The sequence below is a fragment of the Proteiniclasticum aestuarii genome, assembly GCF_017368455.1.
Lineage (GTDB): Bacteria > Bacillota > Clostridia > Clostridiales > Clostridiaceae > Proteiniclasticum > Proteiniclasticum aestuarii.
Map to the genome: position 1 here is coordinate 144,092 of NZ_JAFNJU010000005.1, position 26,309 is coordinate 170,400.

The 26,309-nt window shown below is 47.2% G+C and carries 22 protein-coding genes, 2 tRNA genes, 1 riboswitch and 2 other annotated features; of the genes, 13 read left to right on the plus strand and 11 right to left on the minus strand.

The features are described from left to right. The first annotated feature begins 18 nt into the window (after window positions 1-18). Window positions 19-1,260 carry an aminopeptidase P family protein gene (locus J3A84_RS08025; protein ID WP_207599493.1) on the plus strand — a complete coding sequence of 414 codons (1,242 nt, stop codon included), beginning with the start codon at window positions 19-21 and terminating at the stop codon, window positions 1,258-1,260. 140 nt (window positions 1,261-1,400) lie between these two features. Here the strand turns inward: J3A84_RS08025 and J3A84_RS08030 are convergent. Further along, window positions 1,401-1,487: transfer RNA gene (locus J3A84_RS08030), tRNA-Leu, on the minus strand. A gap of 213 nt (window positions 1,488-1,700) precedes the next feature. Further along, window positions 1,701-1,776 (minus strand) — tRNA-Ala (locus J3A84_RS08035). Between the two features lie 179 nt (window positions 1,777-1,955). Further along, window positions 1,956-2,190: a binding site (T-box leader), on the plus strand. 46 nt (window positions 2,191-2,236) lie between these two features. Here J3A84_RS08035 and metG point away from each other — a divergent pair. Further along, the gene (gene metG / locus J3A84_RS08040) at window positions 2,237-4,156 is read left to right on the plus strand and encodes a methionine--tRNA ligase (protein WP_207599494.1); all 1,920 of its coding nucleotides are present in this window, start codon (window positions 2,237-2,239) and stop codon (window positions 4,154-4,156) included. Between the two features lie 88 nt (window positions 4,157-4,244). Here metG and J3A84_RS08045 read toward each other — a convergent pair whose 3' ends face one another. Further along, on the minus strand, window positions 4,245-4,769 hold the full coding sequence (locus tag J3A84_RS08045; protein ID WP_207599495.1) for a DUF2812 domain-containing protein: 525 nt from the start codon (window positions 4,767-4,769) through the stop codon (window positions 4,245-4,247). Then, complete coding sequence (locus tag J3A84_RS08050) at window positions 4,766-5,095, minus strand: PadR family transcriptional regulator (RefSeq protein ID WP_207599496.1); 330 nt, start codon at window positions 5,093-5,095, stop codon at window positions 4,766-4,768. The genes J3A84_RS08045 and J3A84_RS08050 overlap by 4 nt, the downstream gene beginning before the upstream one ends. 464 nt (window positions 5,096-5,559) lie before the next feature. Between J3A84_RS08050 and J3A84_RS08055 the strand changes: the two genes are divergently transcribed. The 6 genes from J3A84_RS08055 to J3A84_RS08080 all read left to right on the plus strand — a co-directional run bounded on the left by J3A84_RS08055 (window position 5,560) and on the right by J3A84_RS08080 (window position 10,902). After that, complete coding sequence (locus tag J3A84_RS08055) at window positions 5,560-6,327, plus strand: TatD family hydrolase (RefSeq protein ID WP_207599497.1); 768 nt, start codon at window positions 5,560-5,562, stop codon at window positions 6,325-6,327. Window positions 6,328-6,481: 154 nt separating this feature from the next. Further along, on the plus strand, window positions 6,482-7,672 hold the full coding sequence (locus J3A84_RS08060; RefSeq protein WP_207599498.1) for a resuscitation-promoting factor: 1,191 nt from the start codon (window positions 6,482-6,484) through the stop codon (window positions 7,670-7,672). Between the two features lie 129 nt (window positions 7,673-7,801). Further along, a complete protein-coding gene (gene rnmV, locus J3A84_RS08065) occupies window positions 7,802-8,353 on the plus strand; it encodes a ribonuclease M5 (RefSeq protein ID WP_207599499.1) in 552 nt (183 codons plus the stop codon). Next, on the plus strand, window positions 8,346-9,191 hold the full coding sequence (gene rsmA / locus J3A84_RS08070) for a 16S rRNA (adenine(1518)-N(6)/adenine(1519)-N(6))-dimethyltransferase RsmA (RefSeq protein ID WP_207599500.1): 846 nt from the start codon (window positions 8,346-8,348) through the stop codon (window positions 9,189-9,191). Before rnmV ends, rsmA begins: the two co-directional genes overlap by 8 nt. Continuing rightward, window positions 9,175-9,999, plus strand: coding sequence for a YhfM domain-containing protein (locus J3A84_RS08075; protein WP_207599501.1), 825 nt, complete (start codon window positions 9,175-9,177; stop codon window positions 9,997-9,999). The genes rsmA and J3A84_RS08075 overlap by 17 nt, the downstream gene beginning before the upstream one ends. A gap of 12 nt (window positions 10,000-10,011) precedes the next feature. Beyond that, a complete protein-coding gene (locus tag J3A84_RS08080; RefSeq protein ID WP_207599502.1) occupies window positions 10,012-10,902 on the plus strand; it encodes an Mrp/NBP35 family ATP-binding protein in 891 nt (296 codons plus the stop codon). A gap of 70 nt (window positions 10,903-10,972) precedes the next feature. Here the strand turns inward: J3A84_RS08080 and thiT are convergent, their stop codons facing one another. Both thiT and J3A84_RS08090 read right to left on the minus strand, forming a co-directional pair. After that, window positions 10,973-11,656, minus strand: a complete 684-nt coding sequence (thiT, locus tag J3A84_RS08085; RefSeq protein ID WP_207599503.1) for an energy-coupled thiamine transporter ThiT — start codon at window positions 11,654-11,656, stop codon at window positions 10,973-10,975. A gap of 74 nt (window positions 11,657-11,730) precedes the next feature. Continuing rightward, window positions 11,731-11,828, minus strand: a riboswitch (TPP riboswitch). A gap of 35 nt (window positions 11,829-11,863) precedes the next feature. Continuing rightward, window positions 11,864-12,715, minus strand: coding sequence for a DegV family protein (locus tag J3A84_RS08090; RefSeq protein ID WP_207599504.1), 852 nt, complete (start codon window positions 12,713-12,715; stop codon window positions 11,864-11,866). Between the two features lie 205 nt (window positions 12,716-12,920). Between J3A84_RS08090 and J3A84_RS08095 the strand changes: the two genes are divergently transcribed. Next, window positions 12,921-14,357: a leucyl aminopeptidase gene (locus J3A84_RS08095; RefSeq protein WP_207599505.1), complete on the plus strand. Its 1,437-nt coding sequence runs from the start codon at window positions 12,921-12,923 to the stop codon at window positions 14,355-14,357. A gap of 44 nt (window positions 14,358-14,401) precedes the next feature. After that, window positions 14,402-15,478, plus strand: a complete 1,077-nt coding sequence (locus tag J3A84_RS08100) for a M24 family metallopeptidase (protein ID WP_207599506.1) — start codon at window positions 14,402-14,404, stop codon at window positions 15,476-15,478. 60 nt (window positions 15,479-15,538) lie between these two features. On the opposite strand, the gene J3A84_RS08105 is transcribed toward J3A84_RS08100, so the two are convergent. The 4 genes from J3A84_RS08105 to murC all read right to left on the minus strand — a co-directional run bounded on the left by J3A84_RS08105 (window position 15,539) and on the right by murC (window position 20,308). Continuing rightward, on the minus strand, window positions 15,539-16,405 hold the full coding sequence (locus J3A84_RS08105) for a universal stress protein (RefSeq protein ID WP_207599507.1): 867 nt from the start codon (window positions 16,403-16,405) through the stop codon (window positions 15,539-15,541). Between the two features lie 169 nt (window positions 16,406-16,574). Next, a complete protein-coding gene (gene asnS / locus J3A84_RS08110) occupies window positions 16,575-17,960 on the minus strand; it encodes an asparagine--tRNA ligase (protein WP_207599508.1) in 1,386 nt (461 codons plus the stop codon). A gap of 74 nt (window positions 17,961-18,034) precedes the next feature. Next, window positions 18,035-18,251: a binding site (T-box leader), on the minus strand. Window positions 18,252-18,340: 89 nt separating this feature from the next. Then, window positions 18,341-18,880, minus strand: a complete 540-nt coding sequence (locus J3A84_RS08115; RefSeq protein WP_207599509.1) for a GNAT family N-acetyltransferase — start codon at window positions 18,878-18,880, stop codon at window positions 18,341-18,343. Window positions 18,881-18,910: 30 nt separating this feature from the next. Beyond that, complete coding sequence (gene murC, locus J3A84_RS08120; RefSeq protein ID WP_207599510.1) at window positions 18,911-20,308, minus strand: UDP-N-acetylmuramate--L-alanine ligase; 1,398 nt, start codon at window positions 20,306-20,308, stop codon at window positions 18,911-18,913. A gap of 190 nt (window positions 20,309-20,498) precedes the next feature. Here murC and purR point away from each other — a divergent pair, with 190 nt between their 5' ends. Then, a complete protein-coding gene (gene purR, locus J3A84_RS08125) occupies window positions 20,499-21,308 on the plus strand; it encodes a pur operon repressor (protein ID WP_207599511.1) in 810 nt (269 codons plus the stop codon). A gap of 92 nt (window positions 21,309-21,400) precedes the next feature. Here the strand turns inward: purR and uxuA are convergent, their stop codons facing one another. Continuing rightward, a complete protein-coding gene (gene uxuA / locus J3A84_RS08130) occupies window positions 21,401-22,447 on the minus strand; it encodes a mannonate dehydratase (RefSeq protein WP_207599512.1) in 1,047 nt (348 codons plus the stop codon). Window positions 22,448-22,741: 294 nt separating this feature from the next. On the opposite strand from uxuA, the gene J3A84_RS08135 reads away from it, so the two are divergent. Next, entirely contained in the window at window positions 22,742-23,635 is an 894-nt protein-coding gene (locus J3A84_RS08135; protein ID WP_207599513.1) for an AraC family transcriptional regulator, read from the plus strand. A gap of 192 nt (window positions 23,636-23,827) precedes the next feature. Continuing rightward, window positions 23,828-26,239: a glycoside hydrolase family 2 protein gene (locus J3A84_RS08140; protein WP_207599514.1), complete on the plus strand. Its 2,412-nt coding sequence runs from the start codon at window positions 23,828-23,830 to the stop codon at window positions 26,237-26,239. The last annotated feature ends 70 nt before the right edge of the window (window positions 26,240-26,309 follow it).

The following is a 26,309-nucleotide window of genomic DNA, read 5'->3' on the forward strand; positions in this document are numbered from 1 at the left end:
TCCCTGAGGAGGAATAGAATGAAAGATTTTCATGTAAGCAGAAGAAACAGAATCGGTGAAATGATGAAAGACAATTCCATGCTTCTTCTTTTTGCCGGGCAGGCACCGAAGAAGACGGCAGATGAAGCCTATAAGTTCACACCGAACCGGAATTTCTACTATATGACAGGAATTGATGAGGAACATGTGATTCTTGCTGTGAAGAAGCAGGAAGGAAAGATCACAGAGAGCCTTTTCATCAAAAGGAGAGATCCTGTGATGGTGAAATGGGTTGGAGAAACCATTTCCGAAGAGAAAGCCAAGGAAGTATCCGGCGTAGAGGATATCAGGTTCTTAGACACCTTCGAAGGATTCCTGAACCTGGCCATCGCCAAGGAGGATCTCTGCAGAATCTATCTGGATCTGGAGAAGGACAGCTACGATTCCCTGGACACCAGAGGAGTGGCTTTCGCCAAAGAAATTTTAGCGAAGTATCCACAGGTGAAGGTGAAGAATATCTATAATGAGATCTGCAGCCTGCGTGTCATCAAATCCAAGGAAGAGGTGGATAAGATCAGAAAGGCCATCGAAATCACCGGGGAAGGCATCCTGAATCTCATGAAGCATGCGAAGGCCGGTATGAAGGAAAACGAGATGGAAGCCTATTTCGATTTCACTGTGAAGTCCCGTGGAGGAAAGGATTTCGCCTTCACCACCATCTGTGCCGGTGGTCATAACGCCACGGTGCTGCACTATGTGGCCAACAACCAGGAAGTGAAGGAAAATGAGATGGTGCTTCTGGACCTGGGTGCCCAGTATGAATATTACCATGGAGATATTTCCAGAACCTTCCCTGTGAGCGGAAAGTTCACCGAAAGGCAGAGAATCTTCTACGAGCTTGTTCTGAAGGCCCATGATGAAGTGCTGAAGATGCTAAGGCCTGGGGTTCCCTACAGCAAAATCAACGAACTGGTCCATGAGATCTATGCCAGGGAGCTGAAAGTGCTGGGACTCATAGAGAAGGATGAGGAAGTCAGAAAGTACTACTATCATAACACTTCCCATTATCTGGGTCTGGATACCCATGATGTGGGCAAGCGTGATGTGATTCTGGAAGAAGGCATGGTCATCACGGTGGAACCTGGACTCTATATAGAGGAAGAGAGCATCGGAATCAGACTGGAAAATGATATTCTCATCACCAAGGACGGCTGTGAGAATCTGTCCAAGGACATCATGATCACACCCGATGAAGTGGAGGAGTTCCTGGCCAAGAGATAGAAGAAGAATCACAGAAAATGAAACAGCAGAGATTGCCCATGCTGATGCAGGGGAGATCTCTGCTGCTTTTTTATTGAGGCTGTCTGTCGAATAGAAGGCATGAAAAAAGACTTCATTTTAAAAATGAAGTCTTTCTCTGCTGGTGCAGATAACAGGAGTTGAACCTGCACGAGGTTGCCCCCACTAGCACCTGAAGCTAGCGCGTCTGCCAATTCCGCCATATCTGCATAAGTCAACTATTACATAATACAACTTTATAAGAGATTTTTCAACTACTTCTTATAAAAAATATTATAAAAATCATGAGGACTTCAAACTGCTCTCTTTCATCAGTTCAGGACCATGCTATGAAGTGATTGAGCATGAAGAAATATGAAGATATTTCCTAAAAAAGAAACCCGGATACCACATGCATGGTTCTGGATTTCTTCAAGATCGTATGGTGGAGACGATGGGACTCGAACCCACGACTTCCACACTGCCAGTGTGGCACTCTCCCAGCTGAGCTACGCCCCCGTACAAAGACTATTATAGTACAGGAAGGATCAAATATCCATAGGTTTTTACGATAAATAAAGTGAGGAGGGGGTTTCAACTGAAATTTTGGAAAATCTCTGAAAAATCTCTGGGGCTGAAACCTGAAGAGATGCATTGCATATTCCCTGATTCTTTGCTAGAATGAAATACGATATAACTGAAGGACGAAGAAGAGAAGAGTACGGGATGGAATCCTTTTAGAGAGCCTACGCATGGTGAAAGAGAGGCAGGAAAGAAGTTTCGGAAGATGGCCTTGGAGTCCTGCATCTGAATAGCTTAAGATGCACGGTTGCCACCGTTACATGGCTTAGGTGATCACGTCACCTTATAAGGCATTCCTGCGCGAGGAGGATGCGAACTAGAGTGGTAACACGTTTTGAATGCGTCTCTATGGCTTACAGCCATAGAGATTTTTTATATTATAGGAGGGAAATCAAGAATGAGTAAAACTTATTACATCACCACCCCGATCTACTACCCATCCGCAAATCTTCATATCGGGAATACCTACACCACCGTTGCGGCGGATGCACTGGCAAGATACAAAAGAAAAGACGGCTATGACGTGATGTTTCTTACAGGAAGCGATGAACACGGACAGAAGATCCAGAGGCTGGCAGAAGAAAAAGGCGTAACGCCGAAGGCCTATGTGGATCATATTGTTGCGGGCATCAAGGACCTGTGGAAGCTCATGGACATCAGCTATGATAAATTCATCAGAACCACAGATGATTACCATATCAAAGCGGTACAGGATATCTTCAAGAAGCTCTATGACCAGGGAGACATCTACAAGAGTGTCTATGAAGGATGGTACTGCACACCGGATGAATCCTTCTGGACCGATTCCCAGCTGGTGGACGGCAAATGTCCGGACTGCGGAAGAGCGGTGGAAAAAGCCAAGGAAGAAGCCTACTTCTTTAAAATGAGCAAGTATGCGGACAGACTCATTAGGCATATAGAAGACAATCCTCATTTCATCCAGCCTGAATCCAGAAAGAATGAAATGCTCAATAACTTCCTGAGACCAGGACTTACAGACCTTTGTGTCTCCAGAACCAGCTTCGACTGGGGCATTCCGGTGACCTTTGATGAGGGGCACGTGGTCTATGTTTGGATCGATGCGCTTTCCAACTACATCACCGCTCTGGGATATGGAAGTGAAGAGAATGATTTCTTCAAGAAGTACTGGCCAGCGGATGTGCATCTCATCGGAAAGGACATCTTAAGATTCCATACCATCTACTGGCCCATCATGCTCATGGCACTGGACGTGGAGCTGCCTAAGCAGGTCTTCGGTCATGGATGGCTTCTGGTGGACGGAGGTAAAATGAGCAAGTCCAAAGGGAATGTGGTAGACCCTGTAGTTCTCGTGGACCACTTCGGTGTGGATGCAGTGAGATACTTCCTGCTGAGAGAAATTCCATTCGGCAGCGATGGTCTGTTCAACAACGAGACCTTCATCAAGAAGATCAATTCGGACCTGGCCAATGACCTGGGCAATCTTCTATCCCGTACCGTATCCATGGTGGACAAGTACTTCGAAGGGATCATACCGGAGAAGAAGATCGAGGGAGAGTTTGACGCGTCACTGATCTTCTTATGCGAGAAAACGCCAAAGCTCGTATCCGATGCCATAGACGGGCTGAAGATTCCGGAAGCGCTCAGTCACATCTGGACCCTCATTGGTCGTGCGAACAAGTATATAGATGAAACAACACCCTGGATTCTTGCAAGAGACGAAGAGCAGAAGGAAAGACTGGGCGGCGTACTGTACAATCTCATCGAGTCTCTACGCATTGTGGCGGCCCTTGTGGAACCTTTCCTGCCAACCACCGCAGAGAAGATCCGCACGCAGATCAGTGCAGAAGACATCACCTTTGAAAGCACTGCATCCTTTGGCGCCACAAAGTCTGGTGTCAAGGTAAGCAAGGGAGAAATCATCTTCCCTAGAATCGATGTGGAAAAGAAGCTGGAGGAACTGGCTTCCCTACAGGAAGAAGTAAAGCCCAAGAAAGAAATCAAACCTCTGAAAGAGGAAATCACCATCGAGGACTTCGCAAAGCTGGATTTCAGAGTGGCCAAGGTTCTTGAATGCGAGCCTATGAAAGGCGCCAAGAAGCTACTGAAACTGAAAGTGGATCTGGGCAATGAAGTCAGACAGGTCATTTCAGGGATAGCAGAGTATTACGATCCTAAGGACATCATCGGAAAGAAAGTGATTCTGGTAGCCAACCTGAAGAGTGCGAAGCTGAGAGGGGAAGTCTCCCAGGGCATGATTCTTGCGGCAGCAACCAAGGACGCGCTGGCTCTTGTAGGGCTGGACCAGGATATGGAAGAAGGAACTGTAGTCAGCTAAAAGAAAGTAAATGATAGTAAATGAAAGAGATGAAGTGGAGCAGATTATGCGCTCAACTTCATCTCTTCTTATATATAGGAATGGATATTCATTCTCTGATTTCGCTTTTCAGCTTCTGATTATACTTTCGGAGCTGCGTCAGCATATAGACATAGAGCCCGATGAGGATGACATAGACCCAGATCAGCCACTGGAATTTTTCATATCCAGCAATGAGAAGGATCACGAAAATGAAGAGAAGCATGTAGAACAGTGGGGTCAGAAGCTTCAGAAGGCGGTTGTTCCGCTCGATGAGGGAGCTGTTTTCAGTGAAAATTTCAGGCTTCTGCGTCGTGTAGGGCTTTCTCCATAGATACCATCCGCCGCCTCCGCTCCATTTCATCTGCCATCCATCCTCCTCGAAAATGGACAGATAGTCTTCCTCGATTTCAGGCTGATAGTCCACAGAGTACCGGACGGTCTCTTCCTTGCCTCTGGTGAACCGGAAGCGGATTCCGAAGAAATCCACCTGAAAGAGTTTCCAGCCTGCGGCTTCCATCCTTTCGAGCATAGTCTCCATGTGAGTAGGATTCCATCCCCACCACCAGTACCAGACAGTTTTGATATGTTTCATCGTTGCACCTCCATTTCTCTGCGTCCGTTTTGGACCAGTTCCTGCAGTCTTTTCAGTTCCAGCTGAAGGACCGCTTTGCCTTTCTCGCTGAGGCTGTATATTTTCTTTCGATCCGTCTCAGCCTTCTGCAGAATCAGTTCCTCTTTTTCCAGTTTCGACAGCGTTCCGTAAATGGTCCCCGGACCGATCCGGATTCTTCCATCGGTGATTTCCTCCACATGCTGCATGATGGCGTATCCGTGTCTAGGCTCATGAAGACTGAGAAGAATGTAGTAAGCGCTTTCCGTCATGGGTAAAAACTGCTTCATTAATAAATCCGTATCCATTGGCACCCTCCTATATCACAAGTTGTTATATCAAGGTTCGATACAGTAATTATATCATAACGTGATATATCGCGTCAAGATATAATCGCTGATGAAAATTGGAAAGATCATCTGGAACCATCTGTCGGTGTTTTCAGAGATCCGCTTAGTGTTTATTGAAGGTTCGATTCATGTTACACTGAAAGAGTAAGAGGTTCTGACCTGGAAAAACATATGATTCGGATAGGGATTTACTATAAAAAATCACGTGGATTATGACAGAAATCTTACAAAAATCGCTGGATTTAGAAAGTTTAAAGCTGTAAAGACGTCTTCATAACTGCTGTAACCATTGGAAACAGAGGGTTTGATGCATGTATGTATAAACAATGAACGTTCGCGCTAATTGTTTACAATTCGTTCATGAATGTAAAGTTTTCACTTCATAAGTCCAGGAATCGATAAAACGGAAAGGTGGATGAAAAATGGCACAGATTTTTGACTCTCATGCCCATTATGACGATGAACAGTTTGATGAAGATCGGGATATGCTTCTTCAGGATTTGAAGAATAATGGAGTGGGAGCAATTCTTAATATGTCTTCGGACTATACGTCCGTGAAAAGGACCGTGGAGCTGACGGAAAAATACGATTTTATCTATGGAGCAGTGGGAATTCATCCGGAACATGCAGAGGAGTACAACGAAGAGGTGAGAAAAGAACTCACCGAAATCCTGAAAGGGGAAAAATTCAGGGCAGTAGGAGAAGTGGGCCTGGATTACTACTGGGATTCCAATCCACCCAGGGAGGTGCAGATCCGTGTGCTCAGAGATCAGTATGAACTTGCGAAAAGTCTTGAACTTCCTATCATTTTACACGATCGGGAATCTCATGAGGATATTCTCGCCATCGCAAAAGAATATAAAGATGTAGTATCGGTATTTCATTCCTATTCAGGAAGTGTGGAAATGGCCAGAGAGATCATCAAGATCGGAGGGTACATCGGCGTATCCGGCGTGCTGACTTTCAAAAACGCCAGAAAGCTTCCGGAGGTGGTGAAGGAAATCCCCATGGAGAGGATGCTCATCGAAACAGATGCACCCTATATGGCACCTGTACCTTACCGAGGCAAGAGAAACCGGTCCGATTACCTGTATGGGGTGGCGGAGAAGATTGCGGAAATCAGAGGACTCACAAGAGAGGAAGTTCTTGAAATCACGGCCGAGAATATGAAACGATTACTTTCCTTGTAAAACAAGGATGGAGATTGTGAAGTTGCGCGTTAACAAATTATTCATATTTAAGAGTTTAAACGGCGATACCCATTGAAATACAAAGGTTATCGCTGTTTTTTGACACTTATATTACCCCTAGCTATAATATGTCCGTAGCTCAAAGGAGGGTAATATGAAAAGATTTTTTTCAAAGAGTGTTTTCATTTCATTATTCGCAGCGGTGGTTATACTCGCTGTATCCATAACTGTGAATAGCATGAAGAAACACGTTACTATTGTTATCGATGGAAAAGAGCAAGTAGTATCAACATTTAAAAATACCGTGGATGAAGTTTTAGAAGAAAACGGCATCACCATAGAAAAGAAAGATAGAGTCAGCAGAAATACATCTGATGTGTTAGCAAAGACGGACAAGATTGAGATCGATCGGGCAGTTCCAGTGGAACTCATTGCCGATGGAGCAGTGCAGTCTTATCTGACTCCGGAAAAAACTGTAAGAGCTTTCTTGAAAGCTGAGGATGTGACGCTCTATGAAAAGGACAAAGTGTCCGTGGACCTTGATGCACAGATCGTCAGCGGCATGAGCATGAGGATCGACAGAGCAGTTGCAGTGGAGCTCACTGCAGATGGGGAGACCCAGACGTATCTGACACCGGAGAAAACGGTAAGAGAATTTCTGGAAGCGGAAAAGATTCCCTTCAACGAAAAGGATAAGTTCTCCGTGGCACTGGAAGAGCGTGTCATTGCAGGACTTCAGATGTCCATCGTCAGAGTGACATCTGAAGTCGTTGAAGAAATCCAGAGCATCGCTTTCGGTGTTCAGGAAAAGAAAGACAGCACCATGTACAAAGGCAAGACGGTAGTGAAGCAGGAAGGTGTCAAGGGCGAAAAGAAGATCACTAAGGAAATCACCTATGAAGACGGCGTGGAAGTCGCATCTGTAGAGCTTTCCGAAGAAGTGATCAAGGAGCCTGTGGACAAGATCGTGGCTGTAGGAACCAAAGTGGTTCAGACAGTGAAGAAACCATCCACATCATCCATCGTCGCATCCAGAGGTGGAGCGATTCCGAGCAGTCTGAGTTATTCCAAGGCATTCACTGTGGAAGCCACAGCTTATGCACTGGATGGCATCACTGCAACAGGAACCGTACCGAGAAGAGTGGAAGGCGGATGGTCTACCATCGCGGTGGATCCAAGAGTCATCCCTTATGGTACGAAGGTCTACGTGGAAAACTACGGTTATGCCATAGCAGAAGATACCGGTGGAGCCATCAAGGGCAACAGAGTGGATCTTTATATGAACTCCGTCAGTGCAGCACTGAACTGGGGAAGAAGAAACGTGACCATCTATATCCTGAACTAGGATAGAGATGCGTTGATTCAGAAAGAAATCAGGGAATAGTCAAGTGGAAAAACTTGTCTGTTCCTTTTTTTCATGTATAATGGTTTTTCTGTTATAATAAGGGGTAGAAATTTTGAAGGTGATAATATTATGATAAAAGAAGTGATTGTGGTGGAGGGCAAAGACGATATCTCCGCTGTGAAGAAAGCGGTGGATGCGGAGGTCCTTGCAGTCCACGGATACGGAATCAATGAGGATTCCATGAACAAGATCAGAGAAGCTGCAAAAAGAACCGGTGTCATCATTCTGACCGACCCGGACCATGCAGGGGAAAGAATCAGAAGAATGATCGCGAAGAGAGTGCCCGATGCCAAACATGCCTACATCATGAGAGACGAAGGTACGAAGAACGGTAATGTGGGTGTGGAGAATGCCGATGCCGCCGCCATCATCCGGGCGCTGGAAAATGCGAAGGCGGTGGTGGAAGACAAGGCAGTGCTGTTCAGCACCAGAGACATGGTCTTCTTCAAACTGTCCGGTGCGAAGGATTCGAAGAAGAGAAGGCAGATTCTGGGGAAGGCTTTAGGCATCGGGTACGGCAATACGTCCTCCTTCCTGTCCAGACTGAATGCCTACAAGGTTTCCAAGGAAGAATTCGAAAAAGCCATCGTAAGTAATTTTGAGGAGTATAGGTATGAGTAATACAACAAAACAGATTGTGGAAAAATACGGGTTCCGTTTCACCAAGAGTCTGGGACAGAATTTCCTGGTGGACATGAACATTGTGAAGGATATCATCAGAGGGGCGGAAATCACAAAGGAAGACCATGTCATTGAAATCGGACCTGGGGTGGGCACCCTTACAAGGGGTCTTCTGGAAGCGGCTGGTAAAGTGACGGCCATAGAGCTGGATGAAAAGCTCATTCCGATTCTGAAAGAAGAGCTGAAGGGCTATGAGCATTTCACGCTGCTGCATGAGGATGCCACCAAGGTGGATCTAGGGGAGATTGCCGATGGAGCATCCATAAAGCTTGTGGCGAATCTGCCCTACTATGTGACCACACCCATCATCACGAAGATCCTCAACGACAAGACGGACTTCCAGTCCCTTACCATCATGATCCAGAAGGAAGTGGCGGAGCGTATGAACGCAGGCCCAGGCACCAAGGACTATGGCGCACTGTCGGTGCTGGTTCAGTACTACTGCGACTCGAAGATCATAAGGACGGTTCCTCCGGAGTCTTTCATACCAAGACCCAAGGTGGATTCCACCGTCATCAGACTGACGAAGCTCTCTGAGCCCAGGGCGAAGGTCACCGATGAAGCCCTCTTTTTCAAACTCGTCCGCCAGGTCTTCAATATGAGAAGAAAGACCCTCTCCAACAATCTAAAGGCCATGGGCTACTCCAGGGAATTCATCGAAGAGGCTCTGGAGAAAGCGGGCATCGATCTTAAAGCAAGAGGAGAGACCCTGACCGTTGAAAGGTTTGCACATCTTGCCAATACCATCAAGGAGATGAATAGTGGTGAAGCCAAGTAAGAGAAATATACTGATTCTTCTTGTTCTTGCAGTGCTGATTCTCGGCGGCTGTACAAGACTGGAGTCTCTGAAGGTGAAATACGGGTTCAAGAATACGGACTTTGAATACCTGAAATCCCAGGAGATCAGTAAGATCATCATTCAGAGTACAAGGGATAAGGGGTTCAGATTCATCGTCACGGACAAGAGCACCATAAGCGGACTTTATGAGAGTCTTTCCACTGCGAAGAAAGTGGAAGAGATCATTTCTCATGAACCGGATTATGTGTTCGAGATCCACGATATGGACGGAGAGGTACGCTACTACAACTATGTGGCGGGTGTTTCGGACCAGGAGCAGGCCAACTTCTATAATGAGGAAGGCAGTTATGCCGTCACGGACCGGATCGACAACAATCTCATTCAGAATCTCTACAGCATCCGTAAACCCAAGTTCTTCCAGGAGATCTATTACGGCTCCTTTATAGACCTTATCAAAAGGGTGAAAGAGGAGTATAATGGGAAGAGTATTGGCATAAAATTCTATGATGATGTGGAGACTTTGAAGTATCAGCTCTCAAGAGACATCGAGACGTTCAGGGAAGAAGCCCTGAAAGAAGGTGCTGTGGTCCTATCCCATGGGGAGACGGCAGACGTGGTGCTGGAGGTGAATACCCAAGGGTATACGACCATCGTGTATAAAGCGGTGGTGAACCTCAAGGTGACTGCGGAGCATGAGGCAAAGAAGTACTATATCCTGGGAAATTATGTCAATGATCTGGAAGGCTGGGAAACCATCATTTCAGATGCAGAGCCCGAAGAATTCTAGGAGGTATACCATATGGTGAAGTGTGCGACATGCGCAGTGAAGAATAAATGTCTCAAAGATATGAAGTGCGATCTGATCAAGCCCAAATATGGCAAGATCAAGCACGTTGTCGGTGTCATAAGCGGTAAAGGTGGCGTAGGAAAATCCACGGTGACAGGTGTGCTGGCCGTGCAGCTGAGAAAACTGGGTTACAAAGTGGGGGTTCTGGATGGTGACATCACCGGACCCTCCATGCCCAGATTCTTTGGCCTGGAAAAGGAAAAGACGGGATATGCCCCCACCGAGGTGGAGGATGTGTATAAGTTCGTTCCTGTGGAGACGGGACTTGGCATCAAATCCATTTCCATGAACTTCATGATCGATGAAGAAGAACCGCTTCTCTGGAAGGGGCCGGTCCTTGGAAATGTGCTGATGCAGCTGTTTACGGATACGGACTGGGGTGAGCTGGATTATCTGCTCATCGATATGCCACCTGGTACGGGAGATGTGGCCATGACCATCATGGAACAGTTCCCGGTGGATTACCTGGTGGTGGTTTCCACTCCTCAGAGCATGGTCTCCATGATTGTCCAGAAGGTGGTCAATATGGCGGAGAAGCTGGAGATTCCAGTGAAGGGCGTCATCCAGAACATGTCCTACATCCAGTGCGGCAAGTGCGGAGAGCGTATGAACGTGTTCTCGAACAATTCCGCGGAGAGTCAGGCGGAGAAGATGGGGCTGCCCCTCATCGCGGAGCTCCCCATCAATCCGGAGTTCGCAGAACATATGGAGGCGGGGCAGGCAGAGAGATTTGCAGCGACCAACCCGGAATATGATGTGATCCTGGAAGCCTTCAAGGATGATGAGAAAGACATCTATGCAAGAAACAAAGCGGTGAAGAGAAAGGTGATCCCTTTCCTGTAGGAACCGGAAAAAGCATATGAAAAAACCGTCAGGGGATGAACCCTGGCGGTTTTTTAGGTATATGGATAAGTTACTGATGATCCGTTGTGCTCTTCATGGACAGTCTGGGCTGTGTATTTTTCAGAACCTTCATGAATCGCTCCCATGGAATCACCGCAAGGATCACAAGCAGTATGAGCAGCTCCACGGCCACGAAGGAGCCGTTGTATCCTGTGGAGTAGATCCAGAGTCCCAGTCCTTCCTGCTGACCCACAGGGGCATAGGAGGAAAAGAAGATGACGCCGGAGAGGATATGCATGAATAGCCGCAGTGCCTGACCGATGATGCTACCGAGATAGCGGTTTCTGAAATAGCCCGATGCACCCACCAGCATGAAGGGCAGCGGATAATCCAGCAGCGTCTGCAGGGGATGGATGATATAGGGTCCCAGGAACAGATTGACCACGCCGAACAGAAATCCGGTGAGCATGCCCACCTCGGGTCCATAGGCATAGGCCATGATGATGATGGGGAGAGTGGATGCCAGGGTCACGCTTCCGCCCTGGGGCATTCTGAACATGGGAAATGCATTCAGCACCGCGCAGATGGCCACGGAAATGCTGATCTGTGCCATGAGGAGCGGGGTCAGCTTCACTTTCTTCACCACCAGGATGAAGATGATCATCAAGAGGACGATCACCAGGGCGGCAAGTGATGCGGGTTCAGCGATCAGTGTGTTTAGTGCCTCCTTGGCACTGCTTAGGAACAGGGTCATTTTTTATACCTCCTTTTGTTAAAAGGCCAGGATAAAATAAAAAAACTGTCTTACTTATAGGTAAGACAGTAAAAACTTTCGTTTATCCGCTTCCCTACGCTGGTACTAACCAGATCAGGTAACAGGGTTGACAATGTGTCTCTCAGCTTTTTAAGCACCCCTAGCCATAAATAGATTGTAGTATACGATAGTGACTTCGTCAAGGCTCTACTTTCCGATGATTCTCTCCACGCAAATGCCCACAAGACCTTTTCCGGTATGCACGCCCAGTGCAGGGCTGATCTGATCGTATTCCAGGCTCAGGATGCCTGGAAGATCCTTGATGCGCTCCACGATCTTCTGCGCTTCCTTCTTTGCGCCCCCATGCATGACCCAGACTCTGCATTTTGTCTTTTCCAGATTGTCCTTCAGGATATCGATGAGCTTGCTGTAGGCCTGGTTGGTTCCTCTGGCCTTGTCCACGGTGTAATAGACACCTTCTTCGTTGACGGAGATGATGGGTTTGATGTTCAGCATCTGACCGATGGTACCGGAAACCTTGCCGATTCTGCCTCCTTTGATGAGATACTCAAGGGTTGACAGGCAGTAATAGGTATCTACGGTTTTTCTCTGCTTCGGCAGAGCTTCCTTGATTTCACTGAAGCTCTTGCCTTCTCTGACCATCTTGGCCGCATTCAGTGCCTGAATGCCTTCTGCCATGGACAGATTGAGGGTATCAAAGATGAAGGTCTCGATTTCAGGGTGTTCCTGAGCCACCAGCTTCACGGAGTTGGCTGTCCCGGACAGTCCTCCTGAAATGAGAACACCGATGGCATGGGTATAACCTTCAGCCACCAGATCTTTGAATAGCTGATCAATGTCTACGCCTTTAGGAAGGCTGGTCTTGGGCACTTCTTTCTCAAAGTTCTCATAGACGGTGTCCGCACTGATTTCCACACGGTCCCGATAGGTTGCGTCTTTGTATATGATCTGCAGCGGCAGAATTCTGATTCCGTATTCCTCAAGATCCTTATCACGCAGGTCACAGGCGCTATCTGTAAATATTGCTATTTTTTCCATTAAATATTCCTCCGAAAGAGTTTATTTGTATCAAGTATACCACTTGGAATTAGGTGTAGCAATGAAGAGAAGGTGAATACCCTGAGAAGAAAAGTAGTACAGAGATTCGCGGAATCCACTATAGATGGTGCCTTACGTGCCTACTATTTTTCAGACGCTTATAGTAGAATGAAAGACAGATACTATATTTGAAAGGGTGATGAATTTGAAAATAACCATCGGACAGAAAGAGAATGCGAAGCTGATTTTGGTATGCAAGGACCAGACCCATGAAGGTCTGGAAAAAGTCCTGGAGCAGCTGAAGGAGAAGGACCTGTTCAAGGGAGAAGCGGAAGAGCTGTTCAGTCATGTGGATATGGAAAGCGGCAAGGTTTCCGTATACCTGGGACTTGGAGAAGAGGAGAAGGTGGATGAGGAGGCCCTTCGACTGGCAGCCTTCAAAGGAGCGAAGGAGCTTTCAAAGCTGAAGATCAGGAAAGCCTCCGCTAAGCTTCCGAAGTTCTCAGGTCTATGCTACAGAAAGTCCTCCAAAGCATTTGCGGAAGGGCTCTATCATGCGGAGTACCGATTTGATAAATATCTTTCCAAGAAGAAGGACTTCCATCTGGAAGAGGTCTCTCTGATTCTTCTGGAAGGAAAAGAGGAAAAGGTTCTTCCGGAGCTTTCTGAAATTGAAAACCTCATGGACGGGATCTTCCTGACAAGGAATCTCATCAATGAACCTGCCATAACCCTCACACCAGTAGCCTTAGCGAAAGCGGCAAAGGAAGAGCTGGAACCCCTGGGCGTGGAAGTGACGATCCTGGGAAGAGAAGCCTGCGAGAAGCTGGGCATGACAGCCTTCCTTTCCGTGGCGAAGGGATCCACCAATGAGCCTCAGGGTATCATCATGAGATACAAGGGCGGAAAGGATGAAGCGCCCATCGGACTGGTAGGAAAAGGCGTCACCTTTGATACGGGTGGATACTCTCTCAAACCAGGACCTTCCATGATGACCATGAACGGCGATATGGGAGGCTCTGGTGTCGTCATTGGGGCCATGAAGGCCATTGCCCTCAACAAGGTGAAAAGAAATGTGACAGCTGTGGTTCTGGCTACAGATAATGTGATTTCAGGGGATGCCTATGTGCCTGGAGATATTGTAGGTTCCATGGCGGGAAAGACCATCGAAATCCACAGCACCGATGCAGAAGGAAGACTCACTCTGGCGGATGCCGTCTATTACAGCATCAAGCATGAAGGGGTCAGTGAAGTGGTGGATGTGGCCACGCTTACAGGCGCATGCGTAGTGGCTCTGGGAGAGTTCAATACAGGTGCATTCACAAACAGCAAGGAACTCTACGGAAAAATCGAAAAAGCCGCAGAAGAGGCAGGAGAGCCTATGTGGCAGCTTCCATTATCCAAGGGATACAGAGACCTCATCAAAGGAGACCGGGGTGATCTTAAAAACACCGGTGGAAGATGGGGCGGAGCAAGTACCGCGGCAGCCTTCATAGAAGCCTTTGTGGAAGATACGCCCTGGGTGCATCTGGATATCGCAGGAACTTCAGACATTGCTGCTGCAAGAGGATATCTGCCCAAGGGTGCCACAGGGATGCCTGTGAAGACCCTGTACTACTATGCCAAGGGTGCAAAGAAGTAGACGCTTAGACTATAGAGAATCAAACCATTTTGGAGGTGGGAAATTTGTATTCGGAAAGAATTGAAAAACTGAGAGCCTTAATGAAGGAGAAGAATCTGACGCAGCTTCTGGTGACAGACACCGCATCCATTTTCTATCTCACTGGACGCTGGATTGAAGCTGGAGAAAGACTTCTGGTTCTTCTCATCAGGCAGTCCGGAAAACCGGTGTTCTTCATCAATGAGCTGTTTCCGGAAAAAGAATCAGAGGACCTGGATTTTGTGTGGATCAAGGACACCACAGACTCCATTGCACTCCTTGCGGAAAAGCTGGAAAAGGAAGAGATACTCGGTATCGACAAGAATTGGCCATCGGGCTTTCTCATCCGCCTGATGGAAACCACAGGTTCAGCAAAGGTTGTGAATTCCTCACTGCTTCTGGATCTGATTCGGTCCAGGAAGGATGAAGAGGAGATTCAGTTCATGAGAGAGGCATCCAGGCTCAATGACGATGCCATGACGATGCTCATCGATGCTCTGCATGAGGATATGACGGAAAAGGAGATGGAAGACAGGCTCAGAGAAATCTATGACAGCCTGGGCGCCGAAGGATTCTCCTTCACGCCCATCATCGCCTACGGAAAGAACGGGGCGAATCCTCATCATGAAAACAGTCACAGGCTGCTGAAAGAGGGCGATTCCGTGATTCTCGACATCGGATGCAGAAAAGACAACTATGCTTCGGATATGACAAGAACGGTATTCTACATGGAAGTGGATGAAAAAGCGAAAGAAGTCTATGAGACCGTCCTGGAGGCAAATCGGAAAGCCATTGACAAGGTGAAGCCTGGGATGAAATTCAGTGAGATCGACCAGGCGGCGAGAGCGGTCATTGAAGAGAAAGGCTATGGAAAATACTTCACCCACAGAACAGGTCACTCCATCGGCATTGAAGTGCATGAATATGGGGATGTGTCCTCAGCCAATGAGGATCTTCTGATGCCCGGTATGATCTTTTCCGTGGAGCCTGGCATCTATCTGGAAGGTGAACTGGGTGTGAGAATCGAGGATCTGGTTCTGGTGACGGAAGAGGGACATGAAGTCTTGAACAGTTATCCCAAGGATCTTCAGATCATCAGATAGCAGGGAATAGAAAATAGCATAAATGAAAGCCTGGCGTGAGCCAGGCTTTTGCTGTATGTGCTATTTCTTCTTCATTTCAGGCACAAGAAGAACAGAGGTATGGGCACGTCTTGCCAGGTTGTTACTGTTGCTTCCGATGAAGATGTCCTTGATGATCCCCTTACCCTGTCTGCCTAAGATGAGCAGATCCACATGGTTTTCTTCCACTACCCGGCTGATTTCTCTGAAAGGTCTACCCATTTCCAGAATAATCTCCACTTTAGTTGCGCCTTTTTCTTCCAGTCTCTTTTTCAGTTCTTCCAGTCTGTCCCGGTCAATCTGGTTGAATTCAATGATTCTGTAGTCCAGATAGGGACTGATCTTGGAAATATCCTGAATGTGCATCAGTGTCACTTTGCGGATGCCCGCTTCCACCATTCTTTCGAGATACTGGAAGGCCTGGTGAGCATTTTCCGAGAAGTCTGTGGGGAACAGTATGTGACTTTCAGGGGATAACTCCGCAGGGACTGTGGAGAATTTTTCATCTTCTTCATCGATCCTGACGATGAGAATCGGTTTACTTGGCATCTGGATCAGCTCGTAGGCGAATTCCGTATCGAAGATTCGTTTTCCCAGAGAAGATCTTTTTGCGCCGACCATTATGAGGGAGTCGTAAGTATCGTCATTCTGGACCAGCTTGTTGATGTCTTCCACGGGCAGATCCTGAAGTTCCAGTGTACGGGTTGTAAATCCTTCCTTCTCGATCTCTTTGAGGCTTTCTTCAATGACAAGAGGATCATATCCATCGATGAGTCTGTCACTGAGTGTCGTGATGTTATTGGCGACAACCACTTCTTTTGCGCCTAGAAATTTCAGTGATCTGGCAAATTTCAGAACAAGATGATCATAGGGTAGTGTCTGGTTCACAACAAGTAATTTTTTAATCATGTTTAATGCCCCCTTCGATTAAAGTATTCAGGTCTATACTCTTATTTTACCACTAATATATTGAATATTAAGATAATTTAACGGAAACTTTATTTTGTTAACGGTATATATGATTTTAATCATTTTACCATATAAAAAAGGAGAGCTTGAGCTCTCCTTGCCGGGTCTGCTAGAATTCTGCGTTGTTTGTAGTTCTTGGGAAAGGAATCACATCTCTGATGTTGGTCATGCCCGTGATGTACATGATGAGTCTTTCAAAACCGAGACCAAAACCAGCATGCTTGGTGCCGCCGAACTTTCTCAGTTCAAGATACCACCAGTAATCCTCTTTGTTTAGTCCCATTTCCTCGATTCGAGCAAGAAGGACATCCATTCTTTCCTCTCTCTGGGAACCTCCGATGATTTCACCGACGCCGGGTACCAGACAGTCCATAGCTGCTACGGTCTTTCCGTCATCGTTCTGTCTCATGTAGAAGGCCTTGATCTCCTTTGGATAGTCTGTGACGAACACAGGCATCTTGAAGATCTCTTCTGTCAGGTATCTTTCATGCTCTGTCTGGAGATCGCTTCCCCAGGACACAGGATACTCGAATTTCTTGCCGGATTTCTCCAGAAGCTCCACAGCTTCCGTATAGGTCACATGCTTGAAGTCGGATTCCACAAGGAAGTGCAGCCTCTCCAGGAGACCCTTGTCTATGAACTGGTTGAAGAAGGCCATTTCCTCAGGGGCTTCTTCGAGGCAGTAGCGGATGACATACTTCAGCATGTCTTCTGCCAGCTTCATATCATCCATCAGATCGGCAAAAGCGATCTCAGGTTCGATCATCCAGAACTCCGCCGCATGTCGTGCGGTATTGGAGTTTTCCGCTCTGAAGGTAGGTCCGAAGGTATACACATCCTTGAATGCGAGGGCATAGGCTTCCGCATTGAGCTGTCCGGATACGGTAAGGTTGGATTCTTTTCCGAAGAAATCTTCCTTGTAATCCACTTTTCCGTCTTCCGTCAGCGGAGGATGAATGGGGTCAAGGGTGCTCACTCTGAACATTTCACCGGCACCTTCCGCATCGCTTCCGGTGATGATTGGGGTATGCACATAGACAAAGCCTCTTTCCTGGAAGAACTTGTGGATGGCAAAGGCAGCAAGGCTTCTGACTCTGAACACTGCAGAGTAGGTGTTGCCGCGTGGTCTCAGATGCGCGATGGATCGCAGGTATTCAAAGGTATGTCTCTTTTTCTGCAGGGGGAAATCCGAGGAAGAGCTTCCTTCTAGAATGATCTCCGATGCCTTGATCTCAAAGGGCTGCTTCGCGTCCGGCGTATAGACCACTGTACCCGTTACGGTGAGAGCAGTGGCGATATGATACTTGGACACTTCCAGGAAGTTCTCCAGGGTCTCATCGAAGACGATCTGTGCGTTCTTGAAGAACCCTCCATCATTGAGTTCAATGAAGCCGAAGGCTTTGGATACTCTTGAAGTTCTGATCCAGCCATTGAGTGTGACGACCTGGCCTTCATAGTCTTTTGCGTTTCTGTATAATTCTTTGATTCTAACCATGATAATTCCTTCTTTCTATTCTTATTTTTTATAGTCTTTCATTTTTGTGTAAATAAAAAAGACCATCATCTCCATAAAGGGACGAGGATCTCGCGGTACCACCCAATTTACAAGGAAATAATTTCCTTGTCACTTTATCCTGTAACGGTGAGGTCCGTCTTTATGTACTCTTCTTTCCATAAAGATGCTCGGGGGCGTTTTTCATGAAAGGTCTTGCTGCTAAACTTTCACCATCATTAGCTCGCTATGGGCAGTTTCCTTTATTACTCTTCCCGTCTTCACAACTGATATTTGCGCTTTCGCTTCATTCAGTATATAACAAAACCCCTTGACTGGCAAGGGGGTATAGGTGAGGTTCAGGTGCAGTCCGTGTACGGGATCTATAGATGGAGGTCATACTCCAGCTGAAAATCCCGCGGGTCATTCTCGTAGTATTCCTTGTGGATTTCACTGGCTTCTCTACAGCCTAAGGCGAAGTAGAAGTGCACGGTTTCTTCCGCGGAACCTGCGCAGATATAGAGCTTATCGGCTTTCCAGATCCGGGCGATATCTGCCGCCTTCTGAAACAGCGCTTTTCCGATTCCTTTTCTGCGATGACTCAGGGTGATGAAGAGCTGGTCCAGCAGCACATGATGACAGGTTTTTCCGAAAAACGGCCTGTTCAGGGAAATGAATCCGAGAAGAGCTCCTTCTTCCGAAAAGGCACCGATGGCAGCGCCGTCATCTGACAGGGTCTTATGAAGAGCGTGAAGATGCGCTTCATAACCTTCCGGCCAGGTGGGGTCCTGGTAGCTGATGTCCACAAGAGATCTTCTTCCGTTAACTTCCCGGTAAGCACGATGAATGAACTGGGAAGCGTCGATTTCGCTGATTCTATGGCATTCCTCCAGCTGAAGGGGTCGATAGATGATGTTATTCATGCTTTTCCTCCAGTGAAATCAGATCGTATTCTACAGTAATTGCTTTTCAAGTAGTGGCTTCAGATATTCCGCCACCTTCACGGATTCGCCGGCGCCCATGGTGAGGACGATGTCTCCGGATCTTGCGATGGATGCAAGATGCTTTGCGGCCTCTTCAAAGGTTTCAAAGTTCTTCGTTTCCACGGTCTTTCGACTGCGGATGGCATCACCCAGCTCCTGTGCACTGACAAGGCCTGTATCAGGCTCTCTTGCGGCATAGATGGGCAGAAGGGTCAGGCTGTCCACGCGGTCGAAGCACTCCACAAAGTCGTCAAAAAGAGCGCGGGTTCTTGTATAGGTATGAGACTGGAACACCACATGGACTTTTCTATGTTCCATTCTAAGGACCGTGTCGATGGCACTTGTCACTTCACCGGGATGATGGGCATAGTCATCGATGACCATGATGCCGTTTTCCGTGTAGAGATGCTGGAATCTCTTATCCACGCCCCTATAGGTTTCCAGACCTCTTTTGATGGCATCCATGCTTAAGCCTGAAGAAAGAGATGCACCGATGGCACCCAGCGCATTATAGATGTTGAATTCCCCGGGAACCTGAAGGGTCAGCTCAGTGAGAGGTTTACCCTGATACACGACTTTAAAACTTGGCTTCCCCAGAGGGCTGTAAGAAATCTCTTCCGCTCTCAGATCACCGTTTCTGATACCGAAGGTCAGAGTCTTGATGGTGGCATCCTGAAGAACGTATGCCATATTGGCATCATCTGCATTGGCTACGACAATACCATCTTTTGGCATGACAGAGACATACACTCTGAAGGTATCCAGAATATGATTGAGATCTCTGTAGTAATCCAGATGATCCGCTTCGATGTTCAGAATCAGCGCCACTTTTCCAGGAAACCTCAGAAAAGACTCCTTGTATTCACAGGCTTCTGTGATGAAGAAGTCGCTGTCCCCGATTCTGTAGTTTCCGCCGATGAGGGGCAGATTCGCTCCGACCAGTATGGTGGGGTCTACGTCCGCTGCCAGAGATATGGCGGAAAGCATGGAGGTGGTGGAGGTCTTGCCGTGGGTTCCGGTCACAGCGATGGAGTTTGTGAAGTTCTGGATGATGTGACCCAGAAACTCTGCTCGGTCATAGGTTGTGATCCCAAGCTCTCTGGCTTGCATTAGCTCTTCGTTGTCATCCCGTATGGCTGCGGTATAGACCACGATGTCCTGGTCTGTGATGTTTTCTTTATGATGGCCGAAAAAAATGACGGCCCCTTTTTCTCTTAATCGTCTGACGTTGTCTGATTCTTTGAAATCAGATCCTGTGACTTTGATGTTGCTGTTCAGAAGGATGGCTGCCAGTCCGCTCATGCTGACTCCGCCGATTCCAATGAAATGCACCTTCTTGTTTTCGTATTCCTTTAAATCAAATAACATGATCACACTTCCTTCCATTAATATCATAGTCTACATAGCTTAAATTTCAAAGATTTTTTTGAAAGGAATGCTAGCGTGAAGAAATGGAAAAAGATAAGGTCCCAATACGAATATTAGGTAGTATTATATTGTAAAACATTCGATAATGTTATAAAATTAGAAGAGATTAAATCCAGGTAGGAGGACCGTTATGCAAAAATATTCGAGAAACAGCCGAATAAGTGCCATTACAAAAATTCTGATTGAGAATCCCAATAAAATCATGAGTCTGAATTATTTTTCTGAAATGCTGAACGCGGCAAAATCCACAATCAGTGAAGATATTCTGGTCATCAGAGAAATCATGGAGACACTGGAAATGGGGATGATTGAAACCATCGCCGGAGCTACGGGTGGGGTCAGATATGTGGCGAGAATAGGAGAAGAGGAGGAAAAAGCCTTTGCGAATGCCATCTGCGAAACACTGAGGGATAAATCAAGAATTGTTCCCGGTAATTTCCTCTATATTACGGATATTATGCTGGATCCGACCATCGTCCATCGTGCGGGTGTGATTCTGGCTTCCAGATTCTCCAAAGCCAAAGCGGATTATGTGATCACAGTGGAGACCAAGGGCATTCCGCTGGCTTATGAAGTGGCCAGGTATCTGGGCGTACCACTGATCGTCGCCAGAAAGAACTCGAAAGTCACAGAAGGGACCAGCGTCACCATCAACTACGTATCCGGCACCACCGGAAGGCTCGGAAACATGGGACTGGCCAAGAGAACACTGAAGACCTCTTCCAGATGTCTTTTCATTGATGACTTCTTAAGAGCTGGTGGTACAGTGAACGGCATCGCGGATCTTCTCAACGAGTTTGATTCGGAGCTCATCGGCATCGGTGTCCTGGTGGACAGCAAGGAAGTGGCCAAGAAGCTGCCGACTCCATACATTTCCCTTGTGGATTATCATGGTGTGGATGAAGAGGGCAATGTGGTCATGGAAGCATCTGAAAAATAGAATAGCGTATAAACGGAAAAACAAGGAGCTGCCTGGGAAGATTATAACTTCCTGAGGCAGCTCCTTTCGGGATTCTATGAGGGTTTTGGGAATTACTTGTCCAGTTTTGTAAGGGTTTCCCAGATTCCTGTCATGTAGGAAGCACCCAGCGCTCTGTCATGAAGGCCATATCCGGGTCTTCCGGTTTCGCCCCAGATCATTCGTCCATGGTCTGGTCGCAGGTATCCGTCAAATCCGTTTTTATGGAGAGCTTTCAGGATCGCTACGATATCCAGGGAACCGCATGGGGAATAATGTGCGCTTTCCTCAAAGCTGTCATCAGGATAGAGCTTCACGTTTCTTACATGCATGAAGTGGATTCTGCCCATCTTGGAATACTTGTCCACCATGGCCAGCACATCGTTGGCATTGGCGGAGCCAAAGGAACCCGTACAGAAAGTGAGACCATTGTATTCACTGTCTACGAGCTTCAGGAATCTGTCCAGATTCTTTTCTCCGGTGATGATTCTTGGCAGACCGAAGATGGAATATGGTGGATCATCGGGATGGATGGCCATTTTCACGCCGGACTCTTCAGCCACTGGGATAATCGCTTTCAGGAAATACTCCAGGTTTTCGAAAAGCTTCTCCTCATCCACGTCTTTGTACTGATCAAAGAGTGCTTTCATGCCTTCTTTGGTATAGCTGGCATCCCAGCCTGGAAGGGAAAGCTCTCCGGTGAGCGGATCCATCTTCTCCAGCTGCTCCTTGAAGTAGACAAGGGCAGTGGACTTGTCTGGCAGCTCATAATCCAGCTGTGTTCTTGTCCAGTCGAAGATCGGCATGAAGTTGTAGCAGATGACCTTGACGCCTGCAGCGCCCAGTCTTCTGATGTTCTCCTTGTAGTTTTCGATGTACGCGTCTCTTGAAGGCAGTCCCAGTTTGATGTCTTCATGAACGGGTACGCTTTCAATCACATCAAAGTGCAGTCCATTGTCCTCTGTGATTTTCTTCAGTCTTTCGATACTCTCCACAGACCATACTTCACCTACTGGAACATCGTATACCGCGGTAACGATGCTGTGCATGGCTGGAATCTGTCTGATGTATTCGATTTTTACGGGATCGTCTTCTCCGTACCATCTGAATGATAGTTTCATGGCATTCATCTCCTATATATTTTAATTCAGTGTAACAACATCCCATTAGCCGATCGCTGATCGTTTTTTCACCATGAAGATAAATCGTTCATCCATGAAAGCTGCTGGAATGCAGAATGATTTCACAGGATGTTAATTCTCTGTTCATAATTGAAACCAAAGGGCGGAATTTAATCTCTTTGCTTAATAGTATCATATTCCCGTGTCTTTTGATGATGATTTAAGTTGCCCAGGGACTTGCAAATATTGCTCATTATCTATAAGATGAAAATAGGAAAAACGGGAGGCAATGTCATGAGCAAGAGCAAGAACGATTATTCAAACCGCCAGCACATGTACCGTAAGGATTATGAGCTGTTTTACTACAAAGATATGCAGTTCAAGAATGTTTCCCTTCATCATCATGATTTCTTCGAAGTCTATTTCTTCGTGAAGGGTGAAGTGCGCTACCAGATTGAAGGAAGAAATTATCACCTTGTGCCGGGGGATATCCTTCTTGTGAATCACAAGGAGCTGCATCAGGTGCTCATAGAGAACCCGGATCATTATTATGAGCGCTATGTGCTCTGGCTGAACAAGGATTATCTCCGTTCACTCTCCAGCGGCAGGACGGATCTGACCCGATGCTTTCTGGATCAGGAGAAGAAGACGCTGCTCCGAACCTCCATGGAAAACCATCAGCTCATACGAGGGATTCTCGATAAACTCCATTATCAGAATAAAGAAGACGGCTTCGGAGCGGATCTTCTTCCTAAAGCACTGCTCACAGAGCTCATGATCGAACTGAACCGCATGAGTTTCGAAGAAGACAAGCTGCAGCCTCAGGTGAAGAAGAATCAGCTCATTGATTCCGTCATCAGCTTCATCAATGAGCATCTGGAAGAGGAAATCAACATGGACCTGCTGGCGGCGGAGTTTTTCATCAGCAAGTATCATCTCTCCCGTGAGTTCAAGAAATACACGGGTACGACGCTGTATCGGTTTGTGGTGCAGAAGCGGCTCATCAAGGCCAAAGGGCTGATTCTGGAGGGGAATCCCATCACATCGGTATATGAAGAGTGCGGCTTTGGAGATTATTCCAATTTCTTTCGAGCGTTCAAGAACGAATATGGACTGACACCGAAGGAGTTTCTCGGCGTCATGGAAGAGCGTAAAGCCAGTGAAACGAGAGCAGATACAAGAATATAGCGAAATCAGGCTGAAAGATACAGAGCGTGGGATGTAAAGTGAAAACAGATACATCTTTCGCTCTTTTCTGATAAGATTATTATAATAGTCTGACTATAGTCAAAGATTTTTCATATTTCTATTGTATGATAAATGAAATACAATCTGGAAAGAACAACCCTGATGGAACGAGCATGTGAGGAGAGTTGTGCGATGCGTGAAAAGATTCATCTGAATGGAAACTGGACCTTTTATCCCGACATTGAAGAATACCAGGAGGTAGCAGGGAAACTGAAGCATATGAGAGGAGAGCGTGTGGATCTTCCTCATACAGTGAAGATGCTGCCTTTCAACAACTTCAACGAGAAAGACTATCAGTTCAAAAGCCTCTACAGAAAAGAGGTCTTCATTGACGAGAAATACAGAGACAAGGCCCTGTTCCTGGTGTTTGAAGGCGTGGCGAACATGTCCGTGGTCTATGTGAACGGAAAAAAGAGTTTTCATAGCGAAAGTGCTTTTCTTCCCTTCTCCAAAGAGATCTCCGATGAGGTCAGATTCGGAGAAGCAAACATCATCGAGGTCATGGTGGATTCCAGAGAGCATGAATGGATTCCGCCTTTTGGTCATGTGGTGGATTTTCTTACCTATGGAGGAATCTACAGAGAGGTCAGCCTGGAGATTCATGACCGGTATTTCATCCAGAATATCTTCGCCTTCGCGGAAAATGTTCTGGAAGAAGAGAAAAGTCTTACAGTACAGACCATTCTCTCCGCAGAGCGGGGGGGGAGTATCCTCTATAAGCTCTTTGAAGGCGGGAACCATAATCCTGTCGGCGAGGCTCTCTTTTCCAGCATTCGCAATGTGGATGACAAGCGCATGCGAAACACTCTGTCCGTAAAAGGTGTTTCGCTCTGGGATATCGAAGATCCCAGACTCTATACCCTTGAAGTGACACTGGTGGACCGTGACGGCCTTGCAGTGGACAGGAAAACCGAAATCATCGGTTTTCGGGAAGCGACATTCAGGGAAGACGGATTCTATCTCAACGGGCGGAAAATCAAGCTGAGGGGGCTCAACCGGCATCAGAGCTACCCCTATGTGGGCTATGCCATGCCCAGATCCATGCAGATCCTGGATGCGGAGATTCTGAAAAAGGATCTGGGTGTCAACATCGTGCGCACTTCACATTATCCCCAGTCCAGCCATTTTCTGGACCACTGTGACCGCATCGGCCTGCTGGTCTTCGAAGAGATCCCCGGATGGCAGCATATCGGAGATGAACATTTCAAGGAGAACTGCAAAGACAATCTGAAGAAGATGATCAAGAGAGACCGGAATCATCCCTCCATCATCATCTGGGGAGTGCGGATCAATGAGTCTAAGGATGATACGCTCTTTTATAAGGAAATGAACAAGATCGCCCATATCTACGATGAGTCCAGACCTACAGGTGGCGTGAGGAACTTCGCCAAGAGTGAGCTTCTGGAGGATGTCTACACCTACAACGACTTTGTGCACAGGGGAGACAACGAGGGACTGTCCAGCCCCAATGACATTCTTCCTTCCAAGGCTCCGTATCTGGTGACGGAGCATAATGGTCACATGTATCCCGTCAAGAGCGCGGACCCGGAAGACCGGAGAACAGAGCATGCACTGAGGCATGCCAGGGTACTGGAGGACATGGAGAAAAACACAAAGATTTCGGGCGCCATAGGCTGGAGCATGGCCGATTACAATACGCATGTGGATTTCGGCAGTGGAGATCGGGTCTGCTATCATGGCGTGCTGGATATGTTCCGTCAGAAGAAGACCGCTGCCTATGTCTATGCCAGTCAGAAGGACGAACCCATCCTTCATGTTTCATCCTCCATGAACATCGGAGACCATGCAGGCGGAAATCTGGGCAAGGTCTATGCCTTCACCAGCTGCGATTATGTGGATCTATACAAGAATGGCAGATTCATCAGGAGATTCGAGAAAGATCAGAAAAGCAGGCTGAAGCATCCACCGATTCTTATGGATGACTTCATCGGAAATCTGCTGGTGGAAGAGGAAGGCTTTTCAGCCAGGGATGCGGAGAGGGTGAAGAAAATCATCCGGAAAGCCGCCATCTACGGCATGAATCTGCCTCTGACATCGAAAATGACCATGGGCAGAATCCTTCTGAAATACAGGATGAACATGGATGATGCGGTGGACCTTTTCGGGAAGTACTATGCCGGATGGGGACAGGACCAGCTTACCTATACGTTCAAAGGATACAAAGATGGAAAAGAAGTGGCATCGGTGACCAAGGGGCCGGGCGCTTCGATGCATCTTAGGGTGACACCATCCACCCAGGTGCTCCATGTGGAAGAAACCTATGACGTGGCTATGGTATCTGTCAGCGCAAGGAATAATCACGAGGAGATCCTTGACTATTCCAGTGAAGTGATCGAGCTGGAAGCTGTAGGGAATGTTGAGATTCTCGGACCTTCGCGGTTTCCTCTACGCGGGGGACAGGGTGCTTTCTATGTCAGAAGCGGAAGAGGCAAAGGAAACGGCAGCGTGAAGATCAGAACGGACAACATGGGCGAGAAGGAAATCACCTTCACCGTGACAGAGGAAAATCTCACCAGGCTGTAGCGGAAATAGTTGCCAAGCAGATACATCAAAGAAAAGACCCCGGAAATGAAGATTTGCGGGGTCTTTTTTG